Consider the following 16,445-nt stretch of genomic DNA (forward strand, 5'->3'; position numbering starts at 1 on the left):
AGTTACAGCAATTTTCAGGTAAATAGACCACGCGGTAGGGGTACAGCAAAGCTCATTGGTGTCAACTTAAGCTAAAAATCGCTTATCTGTTGGCTTCCACGCCCGCCTCGAACTAAAGTTCAAGGCTAAAAGCTAAAGTCTACTGAAGTAGACTAAAGATTTTTTGCTATATTTAGTCATCAAAAGATGACTTTCGCTATTAGCAAGGAACTTCAGTTCCTTGCGGGACATGGCTTTTACGTTAAGTTGACACGTATGAGCAAAGTTTAGCCCCTACGACAGATGTGATTCAAATAAATGAAAACTGCTGTAAGCCCAAAAAATTAAATTATGTAGGTTGGGTTGAGGAACGAAACCCAACGTTTTCAAGCCTTTGTTGGGTTTCACTGCGTTCAACCCAAGCGTAGTGCTTTTTACCCTACAAAGGACTATCGGAGGCTAGAGTAAAAATCGCCCGAATTTTTACGTAACTTTACAAAAAAATCGGCATTGCACATTTGCGGGATGATTTTAATGGTTTTATGGGATAGGCGTCTCGCCTCTCCCTTGTATTTACGTGAGTTCGACAAACTTCTCCCTCTTTGATCTGGAGAGGGACAGGTGAAAGCTTGCTTGTTTGTAAACCAACAAGAGGTCTTTGTCTTAAGTTGTTTTAGGATGAACGTAATCAGCAATTGCGATCGCCGATATAACAAATGCAGTCGCCGATATAACAAATGCAGTCGCCGATATAACAAATGCGTACGCCGATATAACAAATGCGGTCGCCGATATAACAAATGCGGTCGCCGATATAACAAATGCGGTCGCCGATATAACAAATGCGTACGCCGATATAACAAATGCAGTCGCCGATATAACAAATGCGTACGCCGATATAACAAATGCGTACGCCGATATAACAAATGCAGGCGTAGGTTGGGTTGAGGAACGAAACCCAACATCCTCAAGACTTTCTTGGGTAACGCTTACGCTCTACCCAACCTACTTTTCTACTTTTCTTCTTAACCCAAGCGTATCAATACTGCTCGGGTTTTGGTGCATAGTCATTGAAGATCCCCCTTAGTCCCCCGATAAATGGGGGGAAAATAAGCCCCCCAATTTATCGGGGGGTTAGGGGGATCGACTCAAAACCTACGCAGTATTGCCCCATGCCCAACTTTCAAGACAAATCTATTGTTGATTAGGACAAGGAACGTCTTTCACCAGATCAAACTTCAATTTATCATTTACAGTAACGATCGCACGAGTGGTAAGTTCTCTGCGATCGCCTGTTGCATCAAAACTAATCGGTAAGCCTTTGATAATCGTACTAGATGCTGCTACCCCAGGTATAATTCCTGTCTGAGACAATTTCTGCTGAATATCCTGTCGAGTCACGGGTGAATTTGATAATTTAATAGCTTGCAACACCGCTTGAACAGCCTCATATGCTAAGGCTGTCCGTCGATTCAAATCACCGCCCCAGTATTCATTGATCTGTTTTGCAAACGCTGCTGCACCACATTGCTTTACATGCCAATCAACTGCAAGGACTAACTGATTTGCTGTGGTATCTTTAGCCTGATTAAGAACTTCTTGGAGATATAGGGTATTTGCCCCTAAAACTGGTTTTTCTCTATTATTCAATTTGATGATATCGATTGCTTTTTGAAAAGCTATAGTATCGTTAGTCTGCCCATCGGGCAATACTGCCAGAGCATCTGCATTTTTCACCTCCGGCGGAAGTTGACTAGTATCGAAGTTTGGATCAGATAAATCAAACGTAGCAATTACACCTCCCTTAAATGCTTTGAGAACCTGAACAAACTGATCAAACAAATCTTTGCTAAACGACTCTCTACTGTTGTAAAAAACAACCACTTTTGGCTGAGGCTTTTTGAGATCATCGACTAAATACTGTACCAGACTATGGGCTTCTACTCGACTTGATGAAACAGTTCTAAAGAATACTTTATTGGGATCGCCACCGCAGTTTGGATTCGATTGGAGGTTAACAACGGTGCTGGTGGGAGAAATAAGCACAAGCTCTTTCGATGAATAAACCTTCAAAGCTGCACAGGTATTGGGAGAAGTGTAGTGCCCCACCACAGCGAGAATTTTGGCATCGTTGGAGAGGATTTCTGCAACCTGCTGGGCTTGATTCGGGCTATTGCCATCGTTAGCAATCACGACTTGTAAGTTGATCTCCTGCTTGACGGCTATATCTTGCGCTTGAGCGACTCCAAATAGGATACCTAATCCGGCATCAAGATTCAATGGCGCGGCAACAGCAATGGTGTAAATTGGCAAATTCCGGTTTTGGGTATGCCGAATATTCACAAAAGCATTGTTACGATAAATCAGGATTTCCGGATCTTGTAGTGCTGCTAAAGCTGCTTGAGAGCCACCCGGAGCAGATTTCTTGTGTTGTGCCTGACTACGGAGGTGATCAAAAATGGTCACCGCATCTCCATATTTACCTTGAGAAAATGCTTTAATGCCTTGCTGTTTTAACGAGAGATACGGTTCACTCAGTTGTACTTTGCTATTAGCAATTGGCTTTTTACCATAGCTAATGAAATCCTCTGGCTGGTTGATGCAGACTCCGGCGAAAATCTGACAGCGGTTGATCGTAATTAGGGTAGCTACACCGATGATTCCAGCCAAAGCAGCAAATTCAATCACTAGATGAGGACGAAGGAGGCGAGATCGCAAGCGGGACACTAGTGATGGGGGTGGCGGGGGAGTTGGGGCAGGCCAAACTAACTCTGGTTGATTAGGATTCACGCAAACGACGGGTAGCCAGGAAGCGGCTGGAAAAGTGCTTTGTATAGATTCAAGGCGATCGCGAGCTTCACGCACTGCCAGACAAAGAGGTGTACCCTGAGAAAATTCCCTCAAAAAGTAGAGCAAGAATTGACAGGCAATCCGATCCGGCACAGGTTCCCGCATCACGATCACAGCTGGCACATTCAACCCTACCAAAAAATCTGCAATCCCTAACCCATCACAGGAATTGAAGATTGCCAACTTTAAACCTCTCGTTACCGCTTTCCTTAAGCTTTGACGTAACGCATGTAACGGTAAAAAATTGCCCTGACTAATTTGAATATGTCCACTTGTTCCCTGACTGGAACTATGTCCGGCAAAAAACAAGATATCCCAATCTTCATCAAATAACAGGCGAGATAGAGTTTCTTCACTCGGCTCTGATTGCGTAATAATTTCTGCTCCACGCTGTTCGAGGATCTTTAATGCTGCTTGATCTTGTTCTAGTTGTAAACCACCCTGAGAACTACCGAAAATGGCTAAAACTCTGACCGGTGCCTCTAAAGTGGCTACTTGAGGACGAAAGTTCGTGAACAAAGCAAACTCGCCATTGGGTAGGTTGGTAAATAAATCCCAGACATGCCAGGGTAGCCTACGCAGAAGTTCATTTTGGTTTTGATCTTGAGTCGGACATCTAATGATAATTGGCACAGATTGATCGGTTCTGACTCTGGTATTTGCCCGAATGCGATCGCGCAAACTGCTAAACGCTCTATCCTGAAACCATTCTCTACAATAGTCCTCTAGCCTTTGAGTTCTTTGTCTCCAATTTTCCAGATTGGCTACGTTCGTTACTTGTCCTGGAACCGCTTGCAGTTGACGACTGCCCTCTAGTGATATATTTTGCCACTCTTGATATAACTGCGGTATTTCAGGTGCAGCAGGAATAGCAGGTAAATCATCATGTTCTTGAATAATTTGACCATCTTCTAAAATCTGAAGCGACACAGAGAAACCGTCAACGAAGCTACCAGCACTAATTCGGAGAACGACAGCGACGTTTTCAGGAGGTTGAGGGCTAGAGGACGACTGCACCATAAACAACAGGGGGAGAGCGCCTGGAGGTAAAGAATTTATTCATTAGATAAGCACGATTAAGCTTGGCTATGCAAGAGAAAGTTAAACAACAAAACTTTCGGTAAAGCTAGCATCATTGAGAACAACACGGGCACTGAAGCGATCGCCTCCGTCCGCCGTAAATTTGAACTGCATATAATGATCTTGCTGTCGCGATTTCACTTCTTCAAAAAACGGATTTCCGGTTTCATCCAGCACGATCAGCTTTAATCCCAACGGCAGATGAGACAGTTGCCCCTGAGGATACACCCGCAGGAGAATTAACATCTTACCATCTGATTTAGGCAAAATACCGACCATTAGTACTATAGGATGCCCGATCAGATAAATTCCTAAATCTTTGGCACTGATCACCGGACAGTCCGGATGTTGAGGATCTAGTTCCCATAAAAACTCAGCCGACTGCCAGCGAATTTCATCATTTTGAGTAGTTTGGAGCAGATTTACCAAAGCTTCCTGGGGATTTAGATGAACCGGAATGGATTGCACCAAATTAGAAGACTGTCCGCGATAGAGTTGTTCAACCCGTTGGCGAATGGGGTCGTCACCTCGTTGCAACTGTGGCTGATAAAGTTGTAAAATCTCTCCTTTGATAGTATTAAGTAACTCTTGGGGGGGTTGCCAATCAGGTTCAAATCTTCTTTTAAGCCATTGTCTGAGTTGAACCATTGGTTGTGGCGATCGCTCTAACGTCAAACGATCAAGCAATACATCGAGGGGTTGGAAATAGCTGCGTGGTACTTCCGGCACTGATACGGATTCCACAAATCCTAAAATTTGCCCTTCTTGGTAAGGTTCATCGAGTTGAATCATCACGTAGCCAAGGCGTTCTGACCATACTTCTTTAGGAACTTTGCATTTGCGATCGCTCCTTTGAAGCGAACGACACTCTAAAAAGCCTTGCAAACTGGGAATATACAAGTCTGCAATGTTTTCTAACAGGCGATCCAGGGGATTCCAACTATGACTGGCTTCTAAATCGGTATCGATGCCTAACAGTTGCAAATAACGCCCAGTCACTAACACAGCCAGCGTATTCCGATAAACTTGTTGCGATCGCTCTTGGGTTGGCTGTTGTTGGGCAAACTGGTAAGCCTGCTTGCGATCGGTCCCCGTAATCGGAATTGCGATCGGAATGAATTTTACTGGGGTATCAATCATGATTAGTGTCAAAGAAAACGTCTAGAAACTTTTCGCAATCTTATTCAGGCAATAACTGTCTGAAAATACGGAAACATCGTGTCCGACAAAATCTCCTCAGCGCCGACGGTTCGACTCCATACTCTTGGGCGATGGCATTCCAAGAAAACTCCCCTGAATCGCGCAACATTTTCAAGATATGAATCAACAAGACCTGACAGTTAACATTCGGATGACTCTGCATTCGACAATTGATCAACAGATGCGGATTATTTCGCACTAACTCTAGCCATTCTTGGATTGTTTCATGCCAACGATCAGGCTCTGGCGCAGGAGGATAAATCCACTCATTATCTTCTTCATCTGCTGGAGAATTTAACCGTCTTCTCTCTTCCTTAGCTCTTTCTCGAATGATATCCTGAATCATCCCTTTCAGCCTTTGGTTAAACCAGGTGACAAAGCTTGCCTGTGCTGGTCTATACCTGTAACAAAGATGTTCCGTAAACCATACCCAGGTTCGTGATAGAGCTTCACTATAGACATCCGGTGATATCCCTCCACCATGCCAAATTAACTTGGAAGACCACATCATATGAATAATCAGCTTCTTTGCCTGACTGGGGTCATCAGTTTGACATGTTTGCTCAAATAGCCATTCACGAGCAGGAATATCGTTCATGATTTCCCGGATCTGTTCTTGTTGCTGTAATAGCTTGCTCCTTTCAATTGGATTATTTAAAGCAGCCTGAAGCAAGCAAATTAGAGGGGGAGCAATAATCTTATTACACATAGAGGTCATCCAGACCCCATCAGTTTAGGTTTAAATATCATGACAGTACCTAACCTCCCCTTACTTGCCTGATGGGTTATCGGAGTTAGAGACAGGGGTAATTCAAATTATTTACAAAACTTTATTAGGAGGTGCCCAAACAAGCAGAGGATTTTTAGCTAACATTCGGCACTAGCGCTGTCAAGGTGAGTTTTGTATTCATTACTAGTTCTAAACTCGGCAGTTGAGCCTTAGAGAGTACATCTTGGCTCATAGAGACGATGAGGATGCTATTCATGCAATGGCGATACGTCTTCGTAATCAGGGGAAAACAGTTACAGTTGAAGAGTTTCTAGAACACATCAAACAGCAAACTCAGGAAAGGTAAAAGGGAGTGGGGAGTGGGGAGTGGGGATGAGGGAGATGAGGGAGCAGGGGGCAGGGAGCAGGGAGCAGGGGAGGCAGGGGAAGAAAACGAATGACTAATGACTAATGACTAATGACCAATGACCAATGACCAATGACTAATGACAAATGACAAATGACAAATGACAAATGCCCAATACCCATTAACGCAATGGTTCAATTTTTGGTGAGCCATCAGCTTTGATCCAAGCAATTTGGGCAATGCTGCGATCGCTTGCATATTGGCGAATAGCGTCTGCATCCCTTCCCCCCAAATCAATTTCTACGCGCACCAAATCAGTAGAATCTCTGAGTTTTTGCGCGTAGGTAAAGGCGGCAGCGTTAGCACTGGCCGTCTCTGCTACTACCAACCAGTCACTCGCTGGAGTCACTTGTGGTAATTGCTGAGTATATAACAACTCTTGGTATAAATCTTCGATATTTAGTCCAAAACCAATTCCGGGGATGTTTTCTCCTTGGGGATGATATAGCCCCAAAAGCTGGTCGTAGCGACCACCACGCCCTAAAACTCTGGCTTGGGATTCGGTATCATTGACAACTTCAAATACGATACCCGTGTAGTAGTCTATGGTCTGGATGAGGCTGAGGTCGAGGATTAAGGGAAATTTTTTCTCTGATTCCAGTAATTCTACTAGGGATTTGAGGTTATTCACTGCCTCTCGCTGTTCTTCATCTAGATCCAAACTACTAACTTTTTGCAACACGTCTGCACTAAGGCCGCGCAAATCCAGCATGGTTCGGGCGCGATCGCGTAGTTTGTCACTTAGGGGTAAAGTATCTATAGTAATGCGATCAAGATGAGCGATCGCACTGCGAACTTTATTTTGTAAATTAGCAGGAAAGGCACTCAGGAGCGATCGGGTAATTCCCGCTTCACCTAAAATTAAATGCCATTCCCGCAACCCCAGTGCTGCTAAACAATCTGCTACTAACAGCAGTACTTCCGCATTTGCCAGCAATCCGCCAGCACCTAATAATTCCACCCCAGCTTGATAAAACTCTTGCTGGCGATTGTGTCTACTTTCCCAAGTGCGGCGAAACACATTAGCGTTGTAGTACAACCGTTGCGGATAAGTTGCATTTGCCATGCGAGTGACAACTGTGCGAGCAATGGATGCTGTTAATTCTGGACGTAGCCCTAATTCATCATCTTCGCCATTTTGTAGTAGTTGAATCACCATCTGACGCTGAATTGCTTCCCCCGCCATCAGAGTATCCATACGCTCTAAAGTCGAGGTGATAATCCTGTGATATCCCCAACGGTGAAACACCTGCTGTAATCTATCTTCAATCCAGCGTTTTTTCTCCACATCCAAGGGCAATAAATCCCTGGCTCCTGCTGCTGGTTGATACACCATTATTTTTTCTTCCCACCAAACAAACCACCGAACAAACCACCACTACCAGATTTATCTGGTTGCTTATCTCCATTATTGGCGGATGAAGTCACCTTATGATCACTAGGTTGTTGTCCTATAGCTTTATCTATTTTAGGTTTCCATTGCAGAGCCGCTTCGTCATTGGGGTCTAATTTGAGAGCATTGTCGAAGTGGATTTTTGCCATTTTTAGCTGATTTTGCTTCAAATACACCATTGCAATTAAGCTATGGCAGTGACTATTTTTAGGTTCTAGCTTCAGGGCATCTTGCAACTCTACTTTGGCTTGGGCAAATTGGTTTTTGTCAATCAAAGATTGAGCGCGACGAACATACTGTTCTACAATCGAGTCTTCTTTTGGTGGCGCTGGTGGTGGTGGTGGATTTTTTGGTGTATTTGACTGAGGTGTACCTGACTGGACTTTGGGTTGAGCAGGTGGCGGCGGCGCTGCGGATGATTTGCTTGCACTCCGCATTAAATACACTAAATTTAACTCACTAACTTGGGCAATAACTTGCAGCACTTGCTCTAAAGAATCATATTGAGTTTCGCCGATTTTAGCGATCGCACTTTTATAGAAATGATCCATATTAGGCGTCTGGGCTAACTGTCTAGCCAAGTCGGTGTTGAGAGTCACCGAAGTAGATTCTTGTAACAGGCGCTTGCCAATTTGCGACAAAATTAAAATATATTCGGTGCGAGTGCGATCGCCACACAGTTTTTCGTAAGCTGGGTTAACCAGCTTTGATAACAATTCGTTCCCTAGCTCTTTTTGACTAGCACTTTCAGTAAAACTACTGTCCGGGTGCAAACGGCGGGCGATTTTGAGATAACGTTTCCGAATTTCTTTGACATCCGCATCCACTGGAACGCACAATACTGCGTGATAATCTATGAAATCATATTTAAATAGTCCACGATCTATTTTGAAAGACATATAGAGGTTTTGCACCAAAGCAGCAGTTAGATTCCTTTTAGTTTACCCAAAGTCAGAGGGAAAGCTCCCATCGGCTAAACCCATGCTGACAGTGGTGGAACTTGTAAAAGTTCACTACAGAGGGAGTCGTGAATATAACCATTTGTTGCGAGAATTCTACCTGACTCAATTTTTACGGGAGTACCATCGTAGGCGGTGACTTTGCCCCCAGCTTCTTGTAACAAAATTATCCCGGCGGCAATATCCCAAGGAGAAAGCCCTCTTTCCCAGTAACCATCGACACGTCCACAGGCAACATACGCCAAATCTAGCGATGCGGAACCGCTACGTCTGACTCCTTGAGTAAGATGAGTCAGGTGACTAAATTCTGCGTAGTTGTTATCAGAGGTTTCGCGGCGATCGTAAGCAAATCCTGTCACTAGTAGGCTTTTATTCAGTTCAGATGTTACCGAAACCTTAATGGGGCGACGGTTACGCGTTGCTCCCAAGCCAGCAGCAGCACGGAATAGCTCATTGTGAAATGGGTCATAAATTACACCAAGTTGCGGAACGCCATTAATTAACAGTCCAATGGAAACGGCGAAAAATGGGTATTGATGAGCGTAGTTGGTTGTGCCATCTAGGGGATCTATTGCCCAAAGGTATTCATTCTCTTGATTACCTAATTTCCCTGATTCTTCAGCAAGGATAGAGTGATCGGGAAAATGGCGGCGCAAAATTTCTAAAATCACCTCTTCTGAGGCTTTATCAGCAGCAGTGACTAAATCACCAGGGCGACCTTTTTCAATAATTGCGTCTTCTAATTTACCTAAGTAACCTTGCAAAATGACACCAGCAGCTAAGGCCGCTTCAGTAGCAATATCTAGAAAAATTTGTAGATTAGTCATTAGTTATTAGTCATTGGTCATTTGTCATTTGTCATTCGTTTTCTTCCCCTGCCTCCCCTTGCTTCCTCTGCTCCCTCATCCCCCATTCCCCACTCCCACTCTTCAAAGATTTTGGCGGCGAAACTCGGCGGGAGTGAGGCGCATGGATTTTTCTGGGTTCCAGATTCCTTGGCCCATGAGCCTAGCCCATTGTTGGGCACGTTCTAAACGCTGGTTGTATTTGTGGTTAGGCGATCGCTCAACAAACATTGCATTCCCTTGTTTCACTAATTCTTCATTCAACAACACCTTATTTTTCCACACATAAGCTAGAGTTCGCCCGATTTTGTCTTTTGTTTCTAAATCAAACTCCAGCGTTACCGATTGTTCTGCACCACCAATTAGATTCTCTAACTGTTCTTTTGCTGCTTCCCCCCAAGGCCGCTGTCGCAAATCTGGTGCATCAATACCAACTAACCGCACTTGGGAAATTAAATTTGGTTGTTCAGCCATGCCTACCACTTCCAAACTTTGCCCACTAACTACCCGCGCTACTTTCACTTGAGCCTCATTGTTTGGTAGCTGGTTTTTACCTTGGCAACTCACCAAAAGCAATAAGCAAGCCAAAATCGCTATTTTTTGCACCCAATCACCAAGACGCATAGGCATTAGAACTTTTCCTATGGCCGCTGCTGCGCGTAGGTGAGTTCCCGGTAGGGGTACGATGATTTTGATTTGTTTATTCCTCATCTAAGGGCAAACCCGCTTTAACTTTCCCCCTAGCAAAATAGCGGCCAAACTGGAGTTCATAGACTTCATCTTCGTCTTGTGTCTCCACCTCCAAGTCAGAACGGGGGTAACTCACACACAACAAGGCATAACCTTGCCGACGTAAATCTGGCGACAATCCGATCGCCTCCGGTTGGTAAATTTCTCCCGATAAAACTCTCACCGCACAAGTGGTGCAAGCCCCGTTACGGCAAGAAAATGGCAGTTCTACCCCTTGTTTTTCGCCAGAGTGCAGAATGTAGCGGTCTTCTGGGACTTGTAGGGTGTGTGTTTTGCCAGTGGCGCGATCGCGAACTCTAATTGTGTATGTACGGGACATCTGGATTTGCGTTTTGGAATTGGGACTTTCAGATTCAATCAAAAATATCTTTCTTTATCTTTGCATTTTCTGGGATTCTATAGTATGATCGTAACTTGTGGCACCTGGAGAGGTGGCCGAGTGGTTTAAGGCGCAGACCTGGAAAGTCTGTTTAGGGAAACTTAACGGGGGTTCGAATCCCCCCCTCTCCGTTATCAAACCTAGTCTAAATATATAGTTTGAACCAGACTTATACAAATAGTTAGGTTAAATAAACAGCAGGATATTGCCAAATATATCCTTAAAACTCCTTTGAAAGTGCGTTAGCGTCCCGCAGGAAAGATATCGTATAAACCAATATGGTTTAGTTAAGGTTAAAAACTAAAACTGGCGTAGGTTGGGGAGCCACTGCGCCCTTGCGGTTTCCCGACTTGTTCGCGCAGCGTCTCCCCTTGGGAGAAGCAAGTGGCGTTTGAGGAACGAAACCCAACATTCATATCGTGTACCAGCATTAACGAAACCTATTAGCACCCACACGATTAAGCGGGAAGTAACATTTATTTATTTTTCACTCATAATTGAGCCATTTTGTAAAGTCGCCAAACTTCTACTTCACTATGGCGACAGCCTGATGAACGGATCGGGTAAATTAAGATAAGTAAAGAAAACGCTTTGAATTAAATGGCAACTCTAAGCTTACAAGAAATTTCTACTCAGTTAGAAAGTCCGAATTTACGCGATCGCATGGTAGCCCTAGCCAATCTGCGTCATGTGTCCCCTGATGATGCAGTTCCTTTGATTAAAAAGGTACTAGATGACGAATCTTTGCAACTGCGATCAATGGCAATTTTTGCTCTGGGAATCAAGCCGACACCAGAATGTTATTCAATTTTGGTCAAAATTCTCGAAAATGACCCCGATTATGGGATACGCGCTGATGCTGCTGGTGCTTTAGGATATTTAGGCGATGCCAGAGCCTTCGAGGTGCTTTCACGGGCATTTTATGAAGATACTGATTGGCTAGTACGCTTTAGTGCAGCCGTTTCTCTTGGTAACATTAAAGATCCTCGTGCCCATCAAATACTTATTCAGGCATTGGATAGCAAAGAAGTAGTATTGCAACAAGCTGCAATCTCTGCACTGGGAGAAATTCAAGACATTGAGTCAGTGGATCAGATCCTGCGCTTCGCGCAATCAGATGATTGGTTAGTAAGGCAGCGTTTGGCAGAAGCCTTGGGTAATCTTCCTACTCCCAAGAGTATCTCAGCTTTAAAATACCTGGAAAAAGACAATCATTTCAACGTTGCTGAGGCAGCCAGGATTGGCCTCAAGAAGCTTGAGGAAATAGGCAATCAAGCTTAATATTAAAGTTTCCTGCTACCTTTTAATAATAATAAAGTGGGAATTTTAGCATTTTGATGCAGGGTAATTTTATTCATGAATATTGAAGAGTTTTTTCAGTTAAGTACTGGTAAATGGTTTTCTCATCGTACTAGTCAACATTTGGCTTTTAACCAATCTGAAGATAGCAAGTCAGACATCATCATTGAGGCGTTGGCACTAGATGATCCAAAAGTGATAAAACTGTGTCAACAGTACGAAATTAATTCTAGTTCCGCCTCTTGTGCTGCCAAAATTACCTGGAACGGCACAATAGAGAAAGATCAAGCAAAACACAGTGGTTCAACTGTGTTGGTTTCTGTAACTGATGCAGATAATCCAGCTGAAGGTAAGTTACTGCGGGAAGTGGTTGATGCCGATAAAATTCCAGTTGCCGGACATTATAAATTTGACAGCGATGGTGCTTTAATCCTAACTATAGAGGATGAAACCATGTCGTTAGAGGAGCGCCTGTGGTTTGCTAGCCCCAATTTACGAATGCGGGTAAATATCCTCAAGAGTTTTGGTGGATTTAGTATCACTTCCTTTACTTCTGAGATTCGTATGGGTGGCTTTCCACCAGCTGCGAAGGCTTCCGAGGCGGCTAATTCAGTATCAAGTTAGTTGGATAACAAAATATTCCCCCCGGAAGTAAGGCTGATTTTTCACGGTATCTGGAAAACCTCACTTCTATTTCTCTCTTCCTTTAAGGAGAGAGACTTTGAATTTTCCCCCTTCCCGTGTCGGGAAGGGGGTTAGGGGGTTAGGTCTTCGCTAGCTTTTCCACATGACCTGAATTGTCAGGGAACTTGGGGACAATATTAGTTGCTGGCAACTGAGTTGTGGACGAAAAGACATTTTTAAAGAGAACTATTGTTGAATATTGTTAATAATCTCAATCAAAAAATACCAAGCTGTAGTTGATTCCATAGTTGGGAAAAAGTTTAGATATATTTCTTTTGGCGTTGAAACTTTTTAAATTTGCAAAAAGTTAGCGATCGCCTGCGGTAGTGGCAAAATAATTACAATCAACAACGCCATTGCCAGTAATCCCCAAACGTCACGTTGGTTATCCAATTCAGTGACATCATTCAGTGCAGGTTCATCAATCAATGGCATAAATAATAAGATAATCGCCCACACCAAAAATTCTTCTCTTATTAAAGCCAGTAATAGCAACAACACGCGAGCAATTTGACCAATAATCATCGCAGTTCGTTGTCCAAACATCGCATGAACAATGTGACCTCCATCTAGCTGTCCCACAGGCATTAAATTTAAGGCTGTAACAATTAGTCCCAAAAAACCAGCTACTGCAACTGGATGCAAATCAAGGGCTGATTTTGCTGTTAACTGACTACCCAAGGCTAACTTCGAGAGTACCGCTAGTAAAATGGAATACTTAGGATTAAGGGCATCAGGATTTAAAAGTCGGGTTTTTTCAGTGATCGAAACCACGTCAGAATGAGCCAAGCCCCATATTAGTAATGGCACAGTCACCACAAAGCCTGCAATTGGCCCAGCAATACTAATGTCAAATAAAGCTTTGCGGTTGGGAATGGGACTACGCATCTGAATAAATGCACCAAAAGTTCCCAAGAAGAAAGGTATGGGAATAAAGTAAGGCAACGTCGAGCGAATCTTGTAGAATTTAGCTGTCAAATAATGCCCAAGTTCGTGAATGCCCAAAATAGTCATTAACCCTAAAGCATAGGGCAATCCTTTGAATAGAACATCTGGGTTAGATAGAACTTTGAACAAAGAGCCAATTTGCCATAGAGGCGGTAGAGAAACACCAGCAATTTCCACTCCCACCAAGGTAGTAGTTACCAAAGTAGCTGCTAGTAGTAGAAGTGCTAATCCTGGACGAGTTAAGCGTTCCTGTTCGCGTCGTGGTGTATTTCTCTCTTTAGCAGCTTGAGTGTTGGGAACCAGCACAAAGAAAGGTTTGCTATCCATACCTTCTCGAAAGATCAGCAGGAAGCGATCGCCAAATTGTGCTTCAATATTAGTTTTAATCTGCTGGTAGGCGTTGCTAGCTTTAGTTCGCAACTGACCACGGCAAATCACGGCTTGTGGTCGATACTCAATATTTTGAACGTAGTATACAGACCAAGGAAAACAATTTCGTAGTTGAGTTTCTTCCGTTGGCTCAATGGGACGCACTATTGGTTCTGCAATAGGCTGGATAGTCGGCTGTGATTCTGAGGCTTGGGGTTGGGTTTGGGCCTGTGTATCTCTTGGCGATCGACGCCCCCATTGAAACAACGTCCAGTACAACACTGTGGAGACAAATATCGACCAAAGAATCAGCGCTGGCGGCGGAGGTTGTTTCGGCCCATACATCAGCGTCCATCCACTCAACAGTAATGCTGGTGCCATTAAAACCAGCCACAACAACCATACTGGCGTCCGCGTGATCTGAGCGACGCTGTGCTGCACCATTAGATAAGTAGCTAGCCCCAGTAGGAGGATAAACAGAAACCAAAATGCCATGTTATCTTCAGTAATTTTGATAAAACGCGCCGCCAGTAGCTTCAGCACCATAGCATTAACTATAAGGCAGACCTCAAATCCCAATTTTTTTCACAATGGTTAACAGGGGACTGGGTATTGGGTACTGGGGATTAGGTACTGGGTATTGGGGAAGAAATTCTTTTAAGATTTGGTTGGCGTACCAATCTCCATTCAAATCTTCCCCAGTCCTAGTCCCCAATCCCCAATCCCCAGTTCAATCTTTAGAATTTCCACACTGTAACCAGATTGTCCACAACTCCTCAGTTTGGGTTCTTTGATTATGTACCCTTTACCTCAAGTGCCAAGTCATACAACTAAGCCACCACGGGCTGTTTTTCCTGACGAAGTTCCTAGCGGAGGTTCTCTGCAATCGGATTTCGCACAAGAGAGCATTTTTGCTTTTTCACCCAATCGGGACACATTAGGGGGAACCTCTTATCTTATTGTAAGAAATGAAGGCAATATCCTCATAGACTGCCCTGCCCTAGACCAAACAAATCAAGATTTTTTGCGATCGCATGGAGGCGTGCGTTGGTTATTTCTCACCCATCGAGGCGCGATTGGCAAGACTGCTGAATTTCAGCAAATCTTTAGCTGCGAGGTGCTGATTCAAGAGCAAGAAGCTTATTTGTTACCAGGCTTAACCTTAACTACCTTTAGGCAGGAATTTACACTTGATGGTGTAGCCCAAGTGATTTGGACACCAGGTCATTCTCCCGGCTCATCTTGCTTATACTACAGTGAACTTGGAGGTATATTGTTTTCTGGTCGTCATTTACTCCCTAACCAGCACGGTGAAGCAGTACCATTACGGACAGCTAAAACCTTTCACTGGCCCAGGCAAATTCAGAGCCTTCGATTCTTGTTAGAAAATTTTACACCAGAAACTCTCCACTACATTTGTCCCGGTGCTAATACAGGCTTTCTCAGAGGCAAGCGATTTATGGATCAGGCTTATCAACACCTCGCCTCTCTGGATTTATCAGCTTTGCTGCGGATACAGCCTTTTTAGAGGCAGTTCTTGCTGGGGGCAGGGGGAGCAGGGGAAGCAGAGGGAGTAGAGGGAGCAGGGGAGAATAATAACTCCTAACTTCTAACTTCTAACTAATGACTAGTCCCCAATCTCCAATGCAAGTTTTGTAACGTTTGTCAAGCAAGATATTGTCCTGGGAATTCTAACTTAAGAGTCGCGATCGCCCGTCAAATTATTGTAGGAAAACATGGCGGAGCAATCGCGGTAAATTCCCAATTTGGCAAAGGAACTAAATTTGTCATTCAGCTACCGTTGTAGTCCCTTGTTAAAAAAAACGGGCGATCTGACAGCAGAAACCAGGTAGTAGAGGGGATGTAAGTTCATCCTCCGATCGCAACGTTCCTACCAACCTGAGTTGTCCCGCATCCCGCCGATAGACCTCTATCTGCTGGAGTCGCCAGTTGACAATCCAATATTCCAGGACACCCTTGAGAGAATATAACCGCAGTTTCACTTCGCGTAGGCGTAGCCCGCCTTCGGCATCGCGGCGCTCATTTTGGCTACCCAAAGAAAGGACTTCTACAACTAAATCCGGTGCAGCAGTAAGATGTCCAGATTCATCAACAATTCCAGCTAGGCGTTCTTGCTTGACCCATACCACATCAGGAATCACGTCATCTACATCAGAGAACACCACACCCGGTGCAAAAAAAGGCTTACCCAGGTTGGTTTCTTCCGACCAAAAGAATAATCGTGCATAAATACGACCCCCAGAGTCTTGATGACCTAGATGTGGAGCGCGAGTCACAAACAATTCTCCATCAACGATTTCGTAATGCTTCCATTCGCTGTCAGGAAATAGTTCTAAATCAGCACTAGTCCAACGAATCTGATTTGAGGTGGTCTGAGTCATGTTGCTTTGCTCCGAATTCAAAATTTAAAATTAACAATCCCCACACTTCAACAAGACTTCGACGTGAGCACTCAGTGAAACGCTCAGTAACCATAAATAAATGGTCTTGTTAGTCAATTGATACAAGATATTGCACCTTAATGTCATTCTTTAATTATTAATTATGAATTGG

General features: G+C 44.0%; 14 protein-coding genes and 1 tRNA gene. 5 read left to right on the top strand and 10 right to left on the bottom strand.

Annotation, left to right across the window (positions count from 1 at the left end; all coding sequences use genetic code 11):
- Positions 1 to 1,173: 1,173 nt before the first annotated feature.
- The 3 genes from LC653_RS17075 to LC653_RS17085 all read right to left on the bottom strand — a co-directional run bounded on the left by LC653_RS17075 (position 1,174) and on the right by LC653_RS17085 (position 5,818).
- Positions 1,174 to 3,849 carry an ABC transporter substrate-binding protein gene (locus LC653_RS17075; RefSeq protein WP_229495597.1) on the bottom strand — a complete coding sequence of 892 codons (2,676 nt, stop codon included), beginning with the start codon at positions 3,847 to 3,849 and terminating at the stop codon, positions 1,174 to 1,176.
- Positions 3,850 to 3,930: 81 nt separating this feature from the next.
- Positions 3,931 to 5,049, bottom strand: coding sequence for a DUF1822 family protein (locus LC653_RS17080; protein ID WP_229495598.1), 1,119 nt, complete (start codon positions 5,047 to 5,049; stop codon positions 3,931 to 3,933).
- A 40-nt stretch (positions 5,050 to 5,089) separates the two neighbouring features.
- Complete coding sequence (locus LC653_RS17085) at positions 5,090 to 5,818, bottom strand: hypothetical protein (RefSeq protein ID WP_229495599.1); 729 nt, start codon at positions 5,816 to 5,818, stop codon at positions 5,090 to 5,092.
- Positions 5,819 to 6,041: 223 nt separating this feature from the next.
- Between LC653_RS17085 and LC653_RS46265 the strand changes: the two genes are divergently transcribed.
- Positions 6,042 to 6,185 (top strand): DUF6887 family protein, encoded by a 144-nt coding sequence (locus LC653_RS46265; RefSeq protein ID WP_372478184.1) that lies wholly within the window; start codon positions 6,042 to 6,044, stop codon positions 6,183 to 6,185.
- Between the two features lie 181 nt (positions 6,186 to 6,366).
- Here LC653_RS46265 and LC653_RS17090 read toward each other — a convergent pair whose 3' ends face one another.
- From LC653_RS17090 to LC653_RS17110, 5 genes are all read right to left on the bottom strand, one after another.
- Complete coding sequence (locus LC653_RS17090) at positions 6,367 to 7,581, bottom strand: ATP phosphoribosyltransferase regulatory subunit (RefSeq protein ID WP_229495600.1); 1,215 nt, start codon at positions 7,579 to 7,581, stop codon at positions 6,367 to 6,369.
- Positions 7,581 to 8,537, bottom strand: a complete 957-nt coding sequence (locus LC653_RS17095) for a J domain-containing protein (RefSeq protein ID WP_229495601.1) — start codon at positions 8,535 to 8,537, stop codon at positions 7,581 to 7,583. Before LC653_RS17095 ends, LC653_RS17090 begins: the two co-directional genes overlap by 1 nt.
- 74 nt (positions 8,538 to 8,611) lie before the next feature.
- Positions 8,612 to 9,424: an inositol monophosphatase family protein gene (locus LC653_RS17100; protein WP_229495602.1), complete on the bottom strand. Its 813-nt coding sequence runs from the start codon at positions 9,422 to 9,424 to the stop codon at positions 8,612 to 8,614.
- 102 nt (positions 9,425 to 9,526) lie between these two features.
- Complete coding sequence (locus LC653_RS17105) at positions 9,527 to 10,072, bottom strand: thermonuclease family protein (RefSeq protein ID WP_229495693.1); 546 nt, start codon at positions 10,070 to 10,072, stop codon at positions 9,527 to 9,529.
- 70 nt (positions 10,073 to 10,142) lie between these two features.
- The gene (locus LC653_RS17110; RefSeq protein ID WP_229495603.1) at positions 10,143 to 10,511 is read right to left on the bottom strand and encodes a 2Fe-2S iron-sulfur cluster-binding protein; all 369 of its coding nucleotides are present in this window, start codon (positions 10,509 to 10,511) and stop codon (positions 10,143 to 10,145) included.
- Between the two features lie 106 nt (positions 10,512 to 10,617).
- On the opposite strand from LC653_RS17110, the gene LC653_RS17115 reads away from it, so the two are divergent.
- The 3 genes from LC653_RS17115 (at position 10,618) to LC653_RS17125 (ending at position 12,494) form a co-directional block, all read left to right on the top strand.
- Positions 10,618 to 10,702 (top strand) — tRNA-Ser (locus LC653_RS17115).
- Between the two features lie 469 nt (positions 10,703 to 11,171).
- A complete protein-coding gene (locus LC653_RS17120; protein WP_229495604.1) occupies positions 11,172 to 11,852 on the top strand; it encodes a HEAT repeat domain-containing protein in 681 nt (226 codons plus the stop codon).
- Positions 11,853 to 11,927: 75 nt separating this feature from the next.
- Positions 11,928 to 12,494 (top strand): phycobiliprotein lyase, encoded by a 567-nt coding sequence (locus tag LC653_RS17125; RefSeq protein ID WP_229495605.1) that lies wholly within the window; start codon positions 11,928 to 11,930, stop codon positions 12,492 to 12,494.
- Between the two features lie 351 nt (positions 12,495 to 12,845).
- On the opposite strand, the gene LC653_RS17130 is transcribed toward LC653_RS17125, so the two are convergent.
- Entirely contained in the window at positions 12,846 to 14,366 is a 1,521-nt protein-coding gene (locus LC653_RS17130; protein ID WP_229495694.1) for a site-2 protease family protein, read from the bottom strand.
- A gap of 301 nt (positions 14,367 to 14,667) precedes the next feature.
- On the opposite strand from LC653_RS17130, the gene LC653_RS17135 reads away from it, so the two are divergent.
- Positions 14,668 to 15,399: an MBL fold metallo-hydrolase gene (locus LC653_RS17135; protein ID WP_229495606.1), complete on the top strand. Its 732-nt coding sequence runs from the start codon at positions 14,668 to 14,670 to the stop codon at positions 15,397 to 15,399.
- Between the two features lie 286 nt (positions 15,400 to 15,685).
- Here the strand turns inward: LC653_RS17135 and LC653_RS17140 are convergent, their stop codons facing one another.
- Positions 15,686 to 16,273, bottom strand: coding sequence for a Uma2 family endonuclease (locus tag LC653_RS17140; RefSeq protein WP_229495607.1), 588 nt, complete (start codon positions 16,271 to 16,273; stop codon positions 15,686 to 15,688).
- Positions 16,274 to 16,445 lie beyond the last annotated feature (172 nt).

The sequence above is a fragment of the Nostoc mirabile CHAB5784 genome, assembly GCF_020829645.1.
Taxonomy (GTDB): domain Bacteria; phylum Cyanobacteriota; class Cyanobacteriia; order Cyanobacteriales; family Nostocaceae; genus Nostoc; species Nostoc mirabile.